This is a genomic window from Paenibacillus sp. FSL R7-0297, assembly GCF_038009025.1.
Classification (GTDB): Bacteria; Bacillota; Bacilli; order Paenibacillales; family Paenibacillaceae; genus Paenibacillus_AQ.
On the sequence record NZ_JBBPAQ010000001.1, the window covers coordinates 5,789,439 to 5,803,484 of the forward strand.

Here is a 14,046-nt window from a genome sequence, read left to right on the forward strand (position 1 = left end):
ATTGCAATGAATTAAGTGCTGTTTATCCAACTGCTGTTGCAGCAAGGGAAGTATGTTCATCAGCAAGTGTATACAATCCAACTATTTCCTCACAACAACCTCAACGCCGCGTGCAGTGCAGTCTTATGCAATCGGTGGACGACATGATTAGTGGCTGATTAGTTGGCGATCGGCGAACGTTGGTGTGTGATTGGTGGACGAATGATGGGCAAACGGCAGGTACTCAGTGCTTAATCAATGCTCGATCAGTGTCTGTCCAGTGCCCGATCAGTGTCTGACCATTGCCCGATCAGTACCAATCCGCACTCGATCAATGCTCGGTCAGCGTTTGATCAACGGACAATCAGTGTACGTTTGGCAGGGCGTTTCGCGGCTACAATAGCACCTCCAACGGAATCAGAGGCGCCCATTCCGAACGCCCCTCGAATCCCTTAGAAAATAAGCTGCGAGAACTGATACAGACCGTTCTTCCAGACCGGCCAGTCGTGGTCGCCCTGCTCCTCCACCCAGATGTGTGGTACGTTATGCTCCGCCAAATAGACATGTGTCCGGTCGCTGACATACTTGAGGCTGTCCCGATCTCCGCAGGATAACCAGAGCAGGCTAAGCGCTGCGGACGTCTGCTGCGGGCCCGGTACCAGCAGTTCAGGCTCCTTCGTGTTGGGCGCCGGGGAGAACGCCCCGATCCAGGCGAACCGGTCCGGGTTATTCAGACCCATGTTGAGCGATTGCCCGCCGCCCATGGATAACCCGGCCAGGGCACGGTGCATCCGGTCCGTCTGAACGGAATAATTCGCTTCAATATAAGGGATGAGATCGTTCAGCAAATCAGATTCAAACGTCTCAAAGGCCTTCACCTTGTCAGGAGCGAAAATATCGCCTTCCGGCCGGTCATTCAGCATCGCGCGGCCGTTCGGCAACACAACGATCATGGGCTTCAGCAACTGATCGGCATACAGATTGTCCAGAATGATCTGCGGTTTGCCGTGAGTATACCATTCGTCCTCATCCCCGCCAATCCCATGCAGCAGATATAAGACGCTGTATTTCTCTGCGCTGGAATATCCGGGCGGTGTATATACCCGGGCCTTCCGGGTGTTGCCTACTGTAGCAGAGGGGTATTCTATCGTACGGATCTCTCCCCGCGCGATACCTTCCTGCTCCTGATCATACCCCGGTTTTTGCGTCAAATACTTCGGATTACTTCCGTTCAATGCCCCTCATTCCTCTCTTTGAATGTATGTATATTCCACACTTAGTTTATTCGATAAACAAAGTGTGGATTCCTTCCCCTGTTCCTCTGTGTTACAGCACAATTTTCACTGGGCCATTATCTGATAACTCAAACGGTCCGGGAGTCACTCGGGTGTCCGGGCGCTGCTTATTGAAGAAGTCACGGTCGAAACGGTAAGGGGAGCCATCCGGTTCCTCATAATACATCTCAGCGTGATAGCTTCTGCCCAGCAGATTCGTGGTGACTACTGTAGGCGCTGCTGCACGCAGCAGCTCAGGGTTCACAATATGCACCTGCACCTTGCCCGAAACCGGATCAACCTCGATCTCAAGACCCCTATCGGCATAGACCTTAGCATTCGGCTCATGCGTACTCGGCACCGCGTCTTTCAAATACAGATTGCCCTGGATCGCTACTGGAAGGGGCATCTGTTCGGGATGGAACGGCTTCCCGGCCTCCACCATCGCCTTAATCTCTTCCTTGGTGTATTCCCACCACTGCTTGTCCAGGGAACCCGGGTAATCGTTGTACCCGCCCAGCCCGACAGGATGGAGATAACAGCGGGAATTATCCGGGATACCGTCCATCACCCGTTCACCGTTATCGTTAAGGCTCTCCCTTGGGGCAAGCGGGAGATGCTCGAAGAACGTCATCGGAAGATGCTCATTGCCGGTATCCTCATCACGCAGGAAGATATTGTTGTAATACCTGTCGTCACCGCCCACAATATTGCTGTACCCGGCCACTGCTGTCTCGTGAGGCATATGGTACGGCGTATAGCGGGTAAGCTCAGGGCGCACCACGAACCTGCCGGCAAACAGATTATGGACGAATGCACCACCCTGGGCCATATTGCGGAAATTCATCGGCGACAGGAACAGGTTGTGATCCACCATATAAGGGCCGTGGCAGACCTCCATGAAGAAATCCTCGGACAGATTGTCATAAAATACATTCCGGCTGATGCGGGTGCCCTGCGCCTGCCAATCCAGCCATAACGCCCGGTAGGAGCTGTAAATGACATTCCCGCAAATCTGGGTATCCAGTGAAGCATGGAGCTTGATTCCGCCCACCTCTGCCCCGTGGAAAATACGTTTATGATGAATATTGAAAATGCGGTTATGAAGAATCTGACTGAAGGCCCCACCTAAATGGCCGACAATTCCGGCCTGTTCACAATCATGAATCAAGTTATTGCGGACGATATGACTTCCAATGTTGTCCTTATGCCAATCCTGACGGAGTGCGCGGAAAATAACCTCCTGCTCGCGTTGCGTTCCGCCTTTGCTGCGGCGATCCGACCATTCGTTATGCCCGGTCGATATTTCTTTGCCAAGGCTGATCCCTGTACATTTGGACTCGCTGATATGGTTATCCTCGATAATCCAGCCCTTGCTCCAATGGGGGCCAATAAGCCCTTCCTGCAGAGCCGTTGGCGGCGCCCACTGGGGCGAGGCCTGACGGAGTGTAAAGCCCCTGACCGTTATGTAGCTGCGGCCGGTCTTCTCAGGCCAGAAGCAATAGGGGCGGACATTGATTTCCACATTCCCGCTTCGGGGATCTCTGCCGCCGAAGTTCGCCCAGATTCGGGTGAAGGCAGCGTCTGCTTCCGCATACCACTGCAGCAAAGAGTCCTCTGCATATTTGGCCTGCGGCCATACCTCGGGATTACGCAGCTTCTCCACGCCATCACATTCATACAGGGATTTGCCGTCAAGGTATACCTCCCCCAAATGCGGCTCGAATGCACCTTCAAACAGCCAGTCTCCATACAATTTAACCTTATAAGGGTTGCGGACAGCAAACAGGGTATTTGGCACCTTCGTACTCCAGACACCGTCTCCTTCGTCTTGCCAGTCGGCTACCGGCTCAGCACCGGTAATCACCACTTCTCCATCTCCGGCCGATTGATACACAATCCGCTGGTCCTCCGTACCTCCATTGGCGGGACTGACCCATTCCCTGTAGATCCCCGCATGTACTGTAACGATATCTCCCGGCAACGCAAGCGCCGCAGCGCGGGAAATGGAGCGGAAAGGTTGTTCCGCCGTACCCGGCGCCTGATCGCTCCCTTGAATGGCAACATGATATTCCATTACTTAAATCCTCCTCTTCCCTGCAAGTCATCTGCAAATTAAGGGTGTTCACCCAAGCTTACAGGTTAGTACCCAACCCTTTTATTATACCATTTATTGGGCTGGTTTTAGTAGGGTGATAGCGTTTTCTGCAGCCTCTGATCTGCTTGGCTGGAGTAGCCCATTAGTGTTAACGGCAACAACAAAGAGAAGGAGCGCTTGATAGCATAACTCAAGCGCTCCTCCTATACATTTATCCGCGATGTTACCCTTTGACTCCACCAACCATCATGCCTTTGACAAAATATTTCTGCAGGAAAGGATACACCATGATGATCGGCACTGAGGCCACAATCGTCATCGTCGCACGGACAGACATTGGCGTTACCGCATTATGCTGCCCTCCGGTGGCGCCCTGAATCATACCGTCGATGCTGGAGGTGCCGTTGGTAGTATTGGAATTCTGCAGAATCTTTTGCAGCTCATATTGCAGCGTACTGAGTCTGGCATCCGACGAATTGTAGAGGAAGACATCGAACCACGAGTTCCACTGGTACACTCCCGAGAACAGCGCCACCGTTGCAAGCACGGGCACCGTTAACGGCAGGATGATGCTGAAAAAGGTTCTGTAATCCCCCGCACCGTCAATCCTTGCCGATTCGATGATACTCTCGGGAAGATTCTCGATGAAGGAACGGATGATAATCAGATTGAACACGCCGATCATCCCAGGGAGAATGTAGACCCAGAAGGTGCCGACTAGTCCCATATCCCGCATCAGCAAATAATTAGGAATCAGACCGCCGTTGAAGTACATCGTCATGATAAAAGCAACGGTGATGAATTTGCGCAGCACATAATCCTGTCTGCTGAGCGTGTAGGCCAGCATGGCTGAGCAGAAGACGGTCACTACCGTTCCAATAACGGTCCGCAGAACCGAGATGAATGTCGCATGAAAGATCGTCGACTCTTTCAGAATATAACTGTAATTCGCCAGCGTCCACTCTCTCGGGAGCAGGTAGATCCCGCCTTTTATGGAGTCTTGTGCGTTGTTAAGCGATACGGCAAGGACATTCACAAACGGATAAAGTGTAACGATCATTAATACGATCATGAAGCAGTAATTGCAGATAACAAACAAGCGGTCGCCGGTGGAAGAGCTTATTTTGGGTTTGCGGTTTAGTTTTTTTTGTTTGGCAGCTACGGTTTCCATACCTGCGCCTCCTTTTCTAATACAGCCTCGCTTCGCCCATGCGCTTCGCGGCATTGTTCGCCAGGAACAACAAGATGAAGCTGACGACGGTCTTGAACATTCCCGCTGCGATGGACAGGGAGAAATTACTCTGGGCGATTCCGTATTTCAGTACGAATATATCAATGTTCTCGGAATAGTCCACATTCATGCCGTTGCCCAGCAGGTACTGCGGCTCAAATCCCGATTCCAGCAGATAGCCGATATTCATAATGAGCAGGACAATCACAACGGACTTGATGCCGGGAAGCGTGACGTAGATCATTTTCTTAAACCGGTTCGCGCCGTCGATCTCTGCAGCCTCATACTGTGTGGGATCAATCGTGGTCATCGCGGCTAAGTAGACAATCGTGTTCCAGCCGATATCCTTCCAGACGGAGCTGGCTCCGAAGATCGTCCAGAAGTATTCCGGGATACCCAGGAACAGAATCTCATTGCCGCGGTCAATGAAGCCCAGACCCACCAGCAGCTGGTTAATGGTCCCATCCGGCGACAACGTCGTCTGAATGATGCTTGCGGCAACGACCCATGAGATAAAGTGCGGCAGATAACTGACGGTCTGCACTACACGTTTGAAGGCAATATTGCGTATTTCATTCAGCAGCAAGGCAAGCGTAATCGCGGTAACGAAGCCAAAAAACAAATTGATCGAGCTCATCGCCAGTGTATTGCGGAGTACCCGGAGAAACCGGTCATCCCCGAACAGAAATTTGAAATGCTCCAGCCCGATCCAGGTCTGCTCCATGAATTTCTTGGCTGGCTTATAATCCTGGAAGGCGATGCTCCAGCCCCATAACGGCAAATACTTAAATATAATCAGCCAGATCAAAAAGGGGACAGACATCACAGCCAAAGCCCGCTGCTGACCCAGCTTCCTGCAAAACAGCCTGATCCGGCCCGGCTCCTTGCTCGCCGCCGGCCGGGGTAGGGCGGGTACCGTATTTTTATCCATCCGTATTCTCTCCTTCAGCACACCATTCAGTCCAAGCAACCGGAAAGACCAGCCTAGCTGACGCAGTCTGGCCTTCCCCGTCTTCGTGACTACTCGTTCGCCAGTTCAACCTTCGCTTTGACTTGTTCGGTGGTCCATTTCTCGTAACCGGCAGTGTCGAGCTTGCCGAATTCCTTCATATAGTCCTCCCAGACAGTCTCGAATTTATCCGGAGTAGTTAGCACCAGCTTAGGGAAGAACTTCTTCGTCAGTTCATCCTTGCTCGCTTCCCAGAGCTGTTCTGGTGAATTCTGCTCCTTGGCGAAGCCCCAAGCCGGGAAGTAAGGACGGGGAACCGGTTCAGCGAACAATTGGCTGTAGGTCTGAACGCCGTATTTGTCCAGAATAGCTTTGTCTTTGTCCGTCAGCGTCATTTGGAACACTTCCGGCTGGCTGGCGACATTCTTGGCATTTCCGTTAGCCAGGGTAGAGGTCGTATTATACATCGGCCAGTTCCAGCTGAAGTATTTGAAGCCAAAGCTCTCTCTGAAGGCTTCGTCAATCTTGTCAATCTGCTCCTGTGTCCGGTGGTAGCGGCCTTCTTCATTCACTTCATACGTCTCGCCCTTGATTCCCCAGGACATGAGAGTCTGATTCTCTTCGGTCAGCATATTGTCGAAGAACTGGATGATTCTAACCGGATCTTTGGCACTGACTGTAATGCCGATTCCGCGGTTGGTTACGAGTCCGCCCGGAGGATCAAGGTACGCATCCGGTGTGCCCTCCTCGAAGGTAACCGGCAGCGGGAAGTACTTGTAGCCGTCCAACTCAGGATCTTTTCTGGCCGCATCCTTCAGCACATTCAGCGCATTGTCCACCTGCCAGCGGTAATCGAAGAAGCCAAGCACCTTGTGGGAGGTCAATTTCGCAATGTATTGATCATAGTTATCTACAAAGGATGCCTTATCGAACAAGCCGTTCGCATTGAGATCATTCAGCACCTTCAGCCATTTCTTGGTGGCCTCTGAGCCAGCATAGGTTTTGGCCTCCCAGGTGCCCGTATCCACCGTAACGTTCCCGTCATTCGGATAGCCCATCAGGTGCATCGGCGGGTTGGAGGTGGCGAAGAATCTCCAGTCATGTGTAAGGGACACCAGGCCTGTCAGATTTTCATCCTTATGCTTTTCACGGTAATTTTTGATCAGCTCAATATATTGATCCAGCGTTGTGATCTTCGGATAGCCGGCTTCCTCCAGCACACGGCGCTGGACCCAGAATCCCGCTCCCGCTTCCGGTTCAGGAATAAAGTCGTTCACCTGGGCGGCAATCGGCAGGAAATAGATTTTGCCGTCCTTGGACCGCATTTGATTCAGCGATTTGCCATACACACGCTTAATATTCGGACCATATTGTTCAATCAGCTCATCAAGCGGGATAAACGCGCCTGCATTCAGTACTTCCTCTATAGCGGCATCCGGGATCAGCACATCCGGGTAATCGTTGGCAGCAATCATGGTTCCAATCTTGGTATTGAGATCCCCCACTACGAACTCCAGCTTGAAATTCACACCGGTCTGTTCCTCCAGCAGCTTACCGATGGTCGTTTCGTTGGTATTTCCATCCTTCGAGCCGGCCACCCCGTTGAAGATTTTGAACGTTACTTTATCCTGCTTGGGTTCGGCCTCTGTAGTTGCAGCGCTTGTCGGTTCCGTTGTTCCCGTATTCTTCTTGGCATTATTGGTCCCCGAGCAAGCGGTCACCATAGATAATGAGACGACTGCAGTAAGAGCGAGAAGCCATATTCTCTTGGTTTTGCCCATTACTTTTATTCCCCCTTTTGTATTCATAATTTAGTGCTTCTTTAGTATAAAAGCGTTTTCATTTCTACGTTACCCGTAAAATTATGGCTTCTTCTTTGAAAACTATGGATTTGCTGGAATTCTCAGCTCAATCCGCGTCCCTTCACCCGGCCTGCTGTCCACATGGAAGGCTGCTCGCCCGCCATACAGCATGGTGACCCGGTAGATTACATTCTGTATCCCGATGCGTTCGCCGATAATCCCCTCCATATTGAGGTATCCGTACAGCGTCTCCACCTGTTCGCTGCTCATGCCAATCCCGTTGTCCTCCACTTGAAAAACAACCTCATCCCGCTCCACCCGGATGCGGAGCTCAATGTCTCCGCCCTTCTTCAGCGGCTCGATACCATGAATGCTGGCGTTCTCCACAAAGGGGAGGAACACCATCTTCGGAACCAAGCAGGCGTAGGCTTCAGGCTGCACATCGATATGGTAGCTCAGCTTATCTTCGAAGCGGTATTTCTGGATATCCAGAAAACACATAATAAACCCAAGCTCCTCCTCCACGCTCACCCATTCCTTATTCCAGGTCAGCGAGCTGCGCAGGATCATCGCCATGCTTTGGATGATTTTGGCCGTCTCGTTCTCATGCTTGAGCAGGCTGCGCATCCGTATCGTTTCCAGCGCGTTGAACAGAAAGTGGGGGTTAATCTGGCTCTGCAGAGCATTAAGCTGCGCCTTCCGCCGTTCCAGCTCCAGGGATTTCTTCTGAATTTCCGTGAGATATACATCGTTAATCAAGGCCTTAATCTGCATAATCATACTGTTGAATTCCAGGGTCAGCTGGCCGATTTCGTCGCGGGACTCCCCGTGCATGATCATCTGGAACTGCTGTGTCTTGACCTTCTTCATGTGCCTTAAGATCTCGACAATCCTTAAGTTGATCGAGCGGGTAATAATCAGAATAATGACGGTGGGGATGATCATCATCAGACAGGCAGACCACAGAATGAAATGGCGGGATTTCAGCGCCGCCTTGAACATCTCATTCTCGTTGACGGTCCCGATAATCCGCCAGCCGGACAGATAGCTGATACTGCCGTATTCCTTCTCGAAATCAATGTTATGCTCCTTCTTCAGCGAGGCATACTGCTGCCTGTCAGTCCCCCGCCAATCCACGGCCCGGTTGGTCGTATATTCAATCTGGCCCTCCGGATTCAGCAGATACACATCGCCCTGCACATTCAGATTGGCAAACACCTCGATGAGGTCAATCGTCTTGAAATCAAGCTTCACCAGCTTCTCCTTGACCATCCGGTCTGCGAAATAATCCATCCGCCGGAGCAGAGAGAACGATTGGAAGCGGCCGCCGGAGTCCTCAATACGGACGAACATCGGCTGTGAGGAGGCTTCCTGCATCCATTGCTTATACCAGTCAGTCCCCCGGACCTCATTAGACAGAATACCGATATTCCCTGAATTCAGCAGTGTGGAATTATCCACATAGATCGTCTTGTTCTGCAGCGAGGAGGAGAACGGGGAATAGTTGTTCAGCGTGGATCGCAAATAGAGATCATAGGCTTCCACATAGTCTTCAGTCTGGGTGAAATTACGGTTCAGTACCTCATTGGTTTTGTAATCCGCATAGAAAAAAGAGGATAAACCCACTGCCTGATCCACCATCAGCCGGAACTCATTTTTGATCTGCTCAACGGCCAGGTCGATGTCCTTGATTCTCTGCTCCCTCACATTTCCGGTAATAATGTTGTAGAAGATGATATTCGTCAGAATGATCGGAGCAATAATCCCGAGAAAATACACCAGGAACATTTTGTTCCTGAGCCGAATGTTATTCAACAGCTTCATACAAGCCCCTCCCTGGCATTAACGGTTGCCCATCCGGTTTCTATATTCTGTAGGCGTCCTCTGCTCCAGCTTCTCAAATTGGGTTACGAAATAATCGGCATTCTTGAAGCCTACCTGCTCGGCAATTTCATAGATTCGCAGGTCGGTCTGCCGCAGCAGCTTTTTGGCTTCTGTGATGCGCAGCTGGAGCAGATAGTCATTGAAGTACATGCCATATTGTTTTTTGAACACTTGGCCGAGATAGGCTGAATTCATATAAAACTGGTTCGCGATATGTTTCAGATTCAGATTTTCATGGAAGTTTTTATCCACGTAAGACTTGATTCTGTACATCCCGCTGCTGCCGTAGCTCTGGTACAGCCCTTGTATCCACTCTGCCGCTTCCAGTGCAAAGGCTTCAAATAAGGAACGCAGCTCCGGCAAAGTAATGTTATGATCATGCCAGTTCATCATCGGCACAAGGCTCACCAGCTGCTTCTCATCGCCCTCCATGCTCCGGATGGTGTGCAGTACACTATGGACGCATTGAATGGCCACCGCCTTCATCGCTTCCTGGGAGACCATTTTCTCCTGAAATTCTGCAAACAGCTTGCCGATAGCGTCAAGCAGCTCCCCTGTCTTATTCTCCTCAATCGCTTCTATTAAAGTCCGGAATACCTCATGGCTGGCATGGGTATAGTTCAGCTTGATGCCGGCAATATCCGAGAACAGCAGAATGGGCTGAGCAGGCCGGACATATTTGTACGCAACAGTCTCCTTGGCCGAAGTATAAGACTGCTTCAGCTCCTTAAGCGAGCTCACCGGACTGCCCGCATACGCTTGGAACTGCAATGGAAACCGCCGGTAGATCCGGCCCAGACAATCCGTGAGAAAGCTGCGCAGCTCACCGTCATGCTTCCCTACATAGTGATCAGGCACAATGAAGCCGAAGGACCGTCGGTGCTCATACACTATAGGAACCTCTGAAGTGAAATGCTGCACCGCTTGCCGGATCGCTTCCTTCAGCTCCGCCTTCACTGGCACAGGCTTGTCACTCCAGGGAAACACATTGTTGACCTCCAGCAGGACGTAGGTGAACTGGCTCGCTCCCGCCTCTGTCCACTGCCGCTCCCAAGCCTCCAGCGCTTGGTCCATGGGCTCCCCCCGGATCAGGGCTTCTATCCGCTGCTCCCCTTCATGAAGATGAAGCCGGTCCTGGACCTGCTGCTGAGCCGAGAATTCATCGCGGAACTTATGAAGCGCTTTCACAATCTCATGCTCGTTAATCGGCTTCAGCACATAATCGAGTACACCGTACCTTACAGCCTGCTGGGCATAGCGGAAATCATTATACCCGCTGATAATAATAAATTCGGTCCCGAGCTGCTCCTGCGTCACAGCCTCAATCAGCCCAATGCCGTCCAGGATCGGCATGCGGATATCTGTGATCACCAGATGCGGCCGTCTGGCGCGGATTAGCTCCAGCGCATCCTCCCCGTTATCCGCCTCATCAATAATCTGGAAACCGCTATCCTCCCAGTCAATCATCTCGATCAACCCCTTGCGGACAAACAGCTCATCGTCAACAATGATAATCCCGTACATTCCGTATTCACTCCTCCATTAAAGTCGATTGCCGGCAACTCCGAAACAAAAGAACCCCCGGCCTGTGTGAAGGGTCAAGGGTTCCTGGATTGTAGGGAGACGCTTATGCGGTTAGCCAGACCTACAGTCTAGCCTACGATTACTTCCATTGATACCTGCTTCAGTTCAGGCTTCAGGTCCTTATCCTCTGTGAGATCCAGAACCGGAGCACCGTCAATGTCAAAATGCACCCGGCGCAGGCCGGAGCTTCGCGGTCCGTCTATTCCCGGTCTGGCATGATAGGCATTCCAGATGACCCCGTCCTCGTCCGTCACGTAGGAATTATGGCCCGGCCCGTATTCTCCCGGCACACTTCTGGAGGTCAGCAGCGGATAATTGCCTTTGGTCCAGCTCTCTATATCCAGCAGATCCGCCCCCTTATCTGCAGTCAGCAGACCGACTACATAGGTGGCATCCACCGCTGCGCTGGCAAAGGTCAAGTAGAGCTTGTCATCCGCATAGAGGGCAAACGGACCTTCATCCACGAAGGTATGATTGTTGGCCCAGCCATAATCGGGCCGGGTCAGCAGCACCGGATCACTGGTCAGCTTCCATGGCTCCTGCGGATCAATGGTTGCAATATAGACCCAGGCTCCCAGATCTACAGGCACGAACTGGCGCTCTGACCATGCCGCATAGAGTTTCCCGTTCCAGCGGATGACCGTCATATCCAGAGAAATCGTCTTGCCCGCTTCGCACAAATACGTGCCGTCCTTCTTCACCACACGCTCCGGCATCGACCAGTCCGCCGCATTCATCGGATGACCGCCTGACCGCAGCTTCATCACATGCGACTCTTCATAGAAGAATTCACCAGAGGTTGCCGCATGAAAAATATACAGCTCATCTTCAATGACATGGAATTCCGGTGCCCATAGCAGACCGCGGATCTGTTCATAGGTGGATGAATCGAGAATCAGCGCTTCTTCAGCCGTTACCAGTCCGGGGATCGTATCCGCTTCCCTCATATACAGTGTATGATTCTGATCCGCATCATTGGTGGCAATGAAATAATATTTCCCCTTCCATTGTGCAATGCACGGGTCCGCACGGTCAAGTGCGATTGGAAATGAATAATGCTCCTGATGAATCTCCCCGGAAATTCTGTAGGTTCCTGCCTGGCTCCAGTCGATGGCGTCCGTATTCCAATTCACTTTTTTGGACGCCTGTGTACCATCGCTGTATAGAGCCGTTGCCCGGACACCCTTCACTTCCTCAACCGAAGCCGCACTCACACGGTCCGGTACCACGACAGCAATATTCTCTGGAACCGTAAGCTTGCAGTAGAGTCTGCGCTCGATCTCTGCGGAGACGGAGATCACATTGCGCGGCAGCATCCCTTCGATATCAGCAACCACGGTATCCAGAGTGAACGGCTCTGCTTCCTGCGGTGCCGAGACATTCTGAAGGCTCATGAGGTCAGCGATGAAATTCTCATAGCCCTTACCCTGCTCATCTATCCAACTGATCAGGTAACCGTTCCGGTCCGGATCATATGTGCAGGAGACATCGCTTACAAAAGTATCGGCCTTAAGCTCCAGCAGTCCGACCTCGCTGTATTGCAGCAGATCGGCGGAGGAGAACAACAGCACCTTCCCCTTGCTCTGTTCGTCGGCTTCGCCGTCTGCCTCCGTACGCACGGCAATTACGCCGTATTTCCCGTCGGCTAAATGGAAGAGGTACGGATTCTTCAGGCTCTTGGCCCGAAGTGTCCCGTCTTCATTCTCTGTCGCCTTGGCGAACAGAACACCCGAGTTATGATTCAGTTCCTGAAACTGAACCCCGTTCGCGCTATAAGCCAGATGCATGCTGTGGGCAAGTCTCGCAGCGTACACTATATCCTCCTGCGGCAGCCTTGTATAGCAAAGGATCTGTTTCCGATCTTCGTTTGGTTGTGGTATCATTAATCAATAACCTTCCTTCAAATTGATAATTTCTAATAAACATTAATATAATCACCACTGTCATAATTCAGTTTCACCCATAATATACACTATGAATTATAGAGATTCACCGGAATTCTAACAATGATATTTACTGACCATTAATTGATCTATCCGAAGAAAGGAGAAGCCAATGCCCTCAATACATTACGTTGAATATGACGCTGCGCATCAGCACGATTTCGTGTACAGCATACCGGAAGGGCTGGATGCCTGGCTTCTTGTCCTGACACAAACTCCGGCGCTGTTTGAAGTGAATGGAGTACTGCAGGAGTATCCCGCTCACTCTGCTGTCCTGTACCCGCCTAAGCACAACATCTATTACCGCGCCTGCTCGCGGAAGTATGTGAATGACTGGGTCCGCTTTGATGCGGATGAATCTTATATTACAGAGACCGTCTTACCGGTCGGTACTCCATTCTCGTTGCCGGACCCCGGCTATTGCCATCAGCTGTTTCAGCTGCTGACGCTGGAGAACTCCTTCCAGAACGATTACCGGGAGCTATCCATTGACTACCTGTTCCGGCTCTTGTTCAATAAGCTGTCCGAGGCGTCCCAGGACAAGCTGACTCCGCAATACTATAACCTTCTGGATCTGCGTAAGACGCTGTACAGCAACCCCGGCCACCCCTGGACCGTGTCCTCTATGGCCGCGCATCTGCACATCAGCACCGGCTACCTGCAGACCATCTACAAATCCACCTTCGGGATCTCCTGCATGGAGGATGTCATTCACTGCCGGATTCGGCTGGCCAAGGAGAGGCTCGGCTATGGCCAGCACAAAATTGCGGAGATCGCCTCACTCTGCGGCTATGCGAATGTTGAGCACTTCTGCCGCCAGTTCCGGCAGCTTACCGGATTCTCCCCCCGGGCCTACCGCGAGAAGCTGGCTGCCAAACAACCGCTTCCCAGGGATGAGGAATAGGTTGCTCCTTGGGAAGTAAATAGGTTGCTCCCTGGGAGGTGAACTGGTTGAGCCTTACTGGGAGGTGAACTACATTGAGCCTTAGATGGTGGGGGTGTGAGGACAGACTCCAACTGTACGCGAATCCATCCTTACTCCAACTGTAGGCGAATCCATCCTTACTTAGATTAGGTTAGATTACCGTTCCCGCATACATTAGCTGTCGATCACAGGGGGCATCGGAATACATTAGCTGTCAAGCTATCCACGGGGAGCATCCATTCAGCATCATTAATTGGATAAACGTATCTTAATTTGGATGTTACGCAGCATTTGGAGGAATTAATTGGATAAACGTCATTTAATTTCAAGCATTTCTCAACTCCGACAGATTTATAGCAAATTAAGTGCTGTTTATC

At 51.6% G+C, this 14,046-nt stretch carries 9 protein-coding genes; 1 reads left to right on the plus strand and 8 read right to left on the minus strand.

Annotation, left to right across the window (positions count from 1 at the left end):
* Positions 1 to 431: 431 nt before the first annotated feature.
* From MKZ24_RS25440 to MKZ24_RS25475, 8 genes are all read right to left on the minus strand, one after another.
* Complete coding sequence (locus tag MKZ24_RS25440) at positions 432 to 1,214, minus strand: alpha/beta hydrolase (protein ID WP_042235204.1); 783 nt, start codon at positions 1,212 to 1,214, stop codon at positions 432 to 434.
* A 91-nt stretch (positions 1,215 to 1,305) separates the two neighbouring features.
* On the minus strand, positions 1,306 to 3,330 hold the full coding sequence (locus tag MKZ24_RS25445; RefSeq protein ID WP_340788022.1) for a right-handed parallel beta-helix repeat-containing protein: 2,025 nt from the start codon (positions 3,328 to 3,330) through the stop codon (positions 1,306 to 1,308).
* A 244-nt stretch (positions 3,331 to 3,574) separates the two neighbouring features.
* Positions 3,575 to 4,522 carry a carbohydrate ABC transporter permease gene (locus MKZ24_RS25450; RefSeq protein ID WP_042235201.1) on the minus strand — a complete coding sequence of 316 codons (948 nt, stop codon included), beginning with the start codon at positions 4,520 to 4,522 and terminating at the stop codon, positions 3,575 to 3,577.
* Positions 4,523 to 4,538: 16 nt separating this feature from the next.
* On the minus strand, positions 4,539 to 5,513 hold the full coding sequence (locus MKZ24_RS25455; RefSeq protein WP_340788024.1) for an ABC transporter permease: 975 nt from the start codon (positions 5,511 to 5,513) through the stop codon (positions 4,539 to 4,541).
* A gap of 89 nt (positions 5,514 to 5,602) precedes the next feature.
* A complete protein-coding gene (locus tag MKZ24_RS25460) occupies positions 5,603 to 7,312 on the minus strand; it encodes an ABC transporter substrate-binding protein (protein WP_340788027.1) in 1,710 nt (569 codons plus the stop codon).
* Between the two features lie 102 nt (positions 7,313 to 7,414).
* Positions 7,415 to 9,157, minus strand: a complete 1,743-nt coding sequence (locus MKZ24_RS25465; RefSeq protein WP_042235195.1) for a sensor histidine kinase — start codon at positions 9,155 to 9,157, stop codon at positions 7,415 to 7,417.
* Positions 9,158 to 9,175: 18 nt separating this feature from the next.
* Positions 9,176 to 10,741, minus strand: coding sequence for a response regulator transcription factor (locus MKZ24_RS25470; protein WP_340788035.1), 1,566 nt, complete (start codon positions 10,739 to 10,741; stop codon positions 9,176 to 9,178).
* Between the two features lie 128 nt (positions 10,742 to 10,869).
* Complete coding sequence (locus MKZ24_RS25475) at positions 10,870 to 12,615, minus strand: family 43 glycosylhydrolase (RefSeq protein WP_231637836.1); 1,746 nt, start codon at positions 12,613 to 12,615, stop codon at positions 10,870 to 10,872.
* A 241-nt stretch (positions 12,616 to 12,856) separates the two neighbouring features.
* Between MKZ24_RS25475 and MKZ24_RS25480 the strand changes: the two genes are divergently transcribed.
* The gene (locus MKZ24_RS25480; protein WP_340788041.1) at positions 12,857 to 13,648 is read left to right on the plus strand and encodes a helix-turn-helix transcriptional regulator; all 792 of its coding nucleotides are present in this window, start codon (positions 12,857 to 12,859) and stop codon (positions 13,646 to 13,648) included.
* Positions 13,649 to 14,046 lie beyond the last annotated feature (398 nt).

Coding starts and splice junctions, on each gene's coding strand:
- MKZ24_RS25445 (WP_340788022.1), bottom strand. CDS start 3,330: ATGGAATATCATGTTGCCATTCAAGGGAGCGATCAGGCGCCGGGTACG.
- MKZ24_RS25465 (WP_042235195.1), bottom strand. CDS start 9,157: ATGAAGCTGTTGAATAACATTCGGCTCAGGAACAAAATGTTCCTGGTG.
- MKZ24_RS25450 (WP_042235201.1), bottom strand. CDS start 4,522: ATGGAAACCGTAGCTGCCAAACAAAAAAAACTAAACCGCAAACCCAAA.
- MKZ24_RS25480 (WP_340788041.1), top strand. CDS start 12,857: ATGCCCTCAATACATTACGTTGAATATGACGCTGCGCATCAGCACGAT.
- MKZ24_RS25460 (WP_340788027.1), bottom strand. CDS start 7,312: ATGGGCAAAACCAAGAGAATATGGCTTCTCGCTCTTACTGCAGTCGTC.
- MKZ24_RS25470 (WP_340788035.1), bottom strand. CDS start 10,741: ATGTACGGGATTATCATTGTTGACGATGAGCTGTTTGTCCGCAAGGGG.
- MKZ24_RS25455 (WP_340788024.1), bottom strand. CDS start 5,513: ATGGATAAAAATACGGTACCCGCCCTACCCCGGCCGGCGGCGAGCAAG.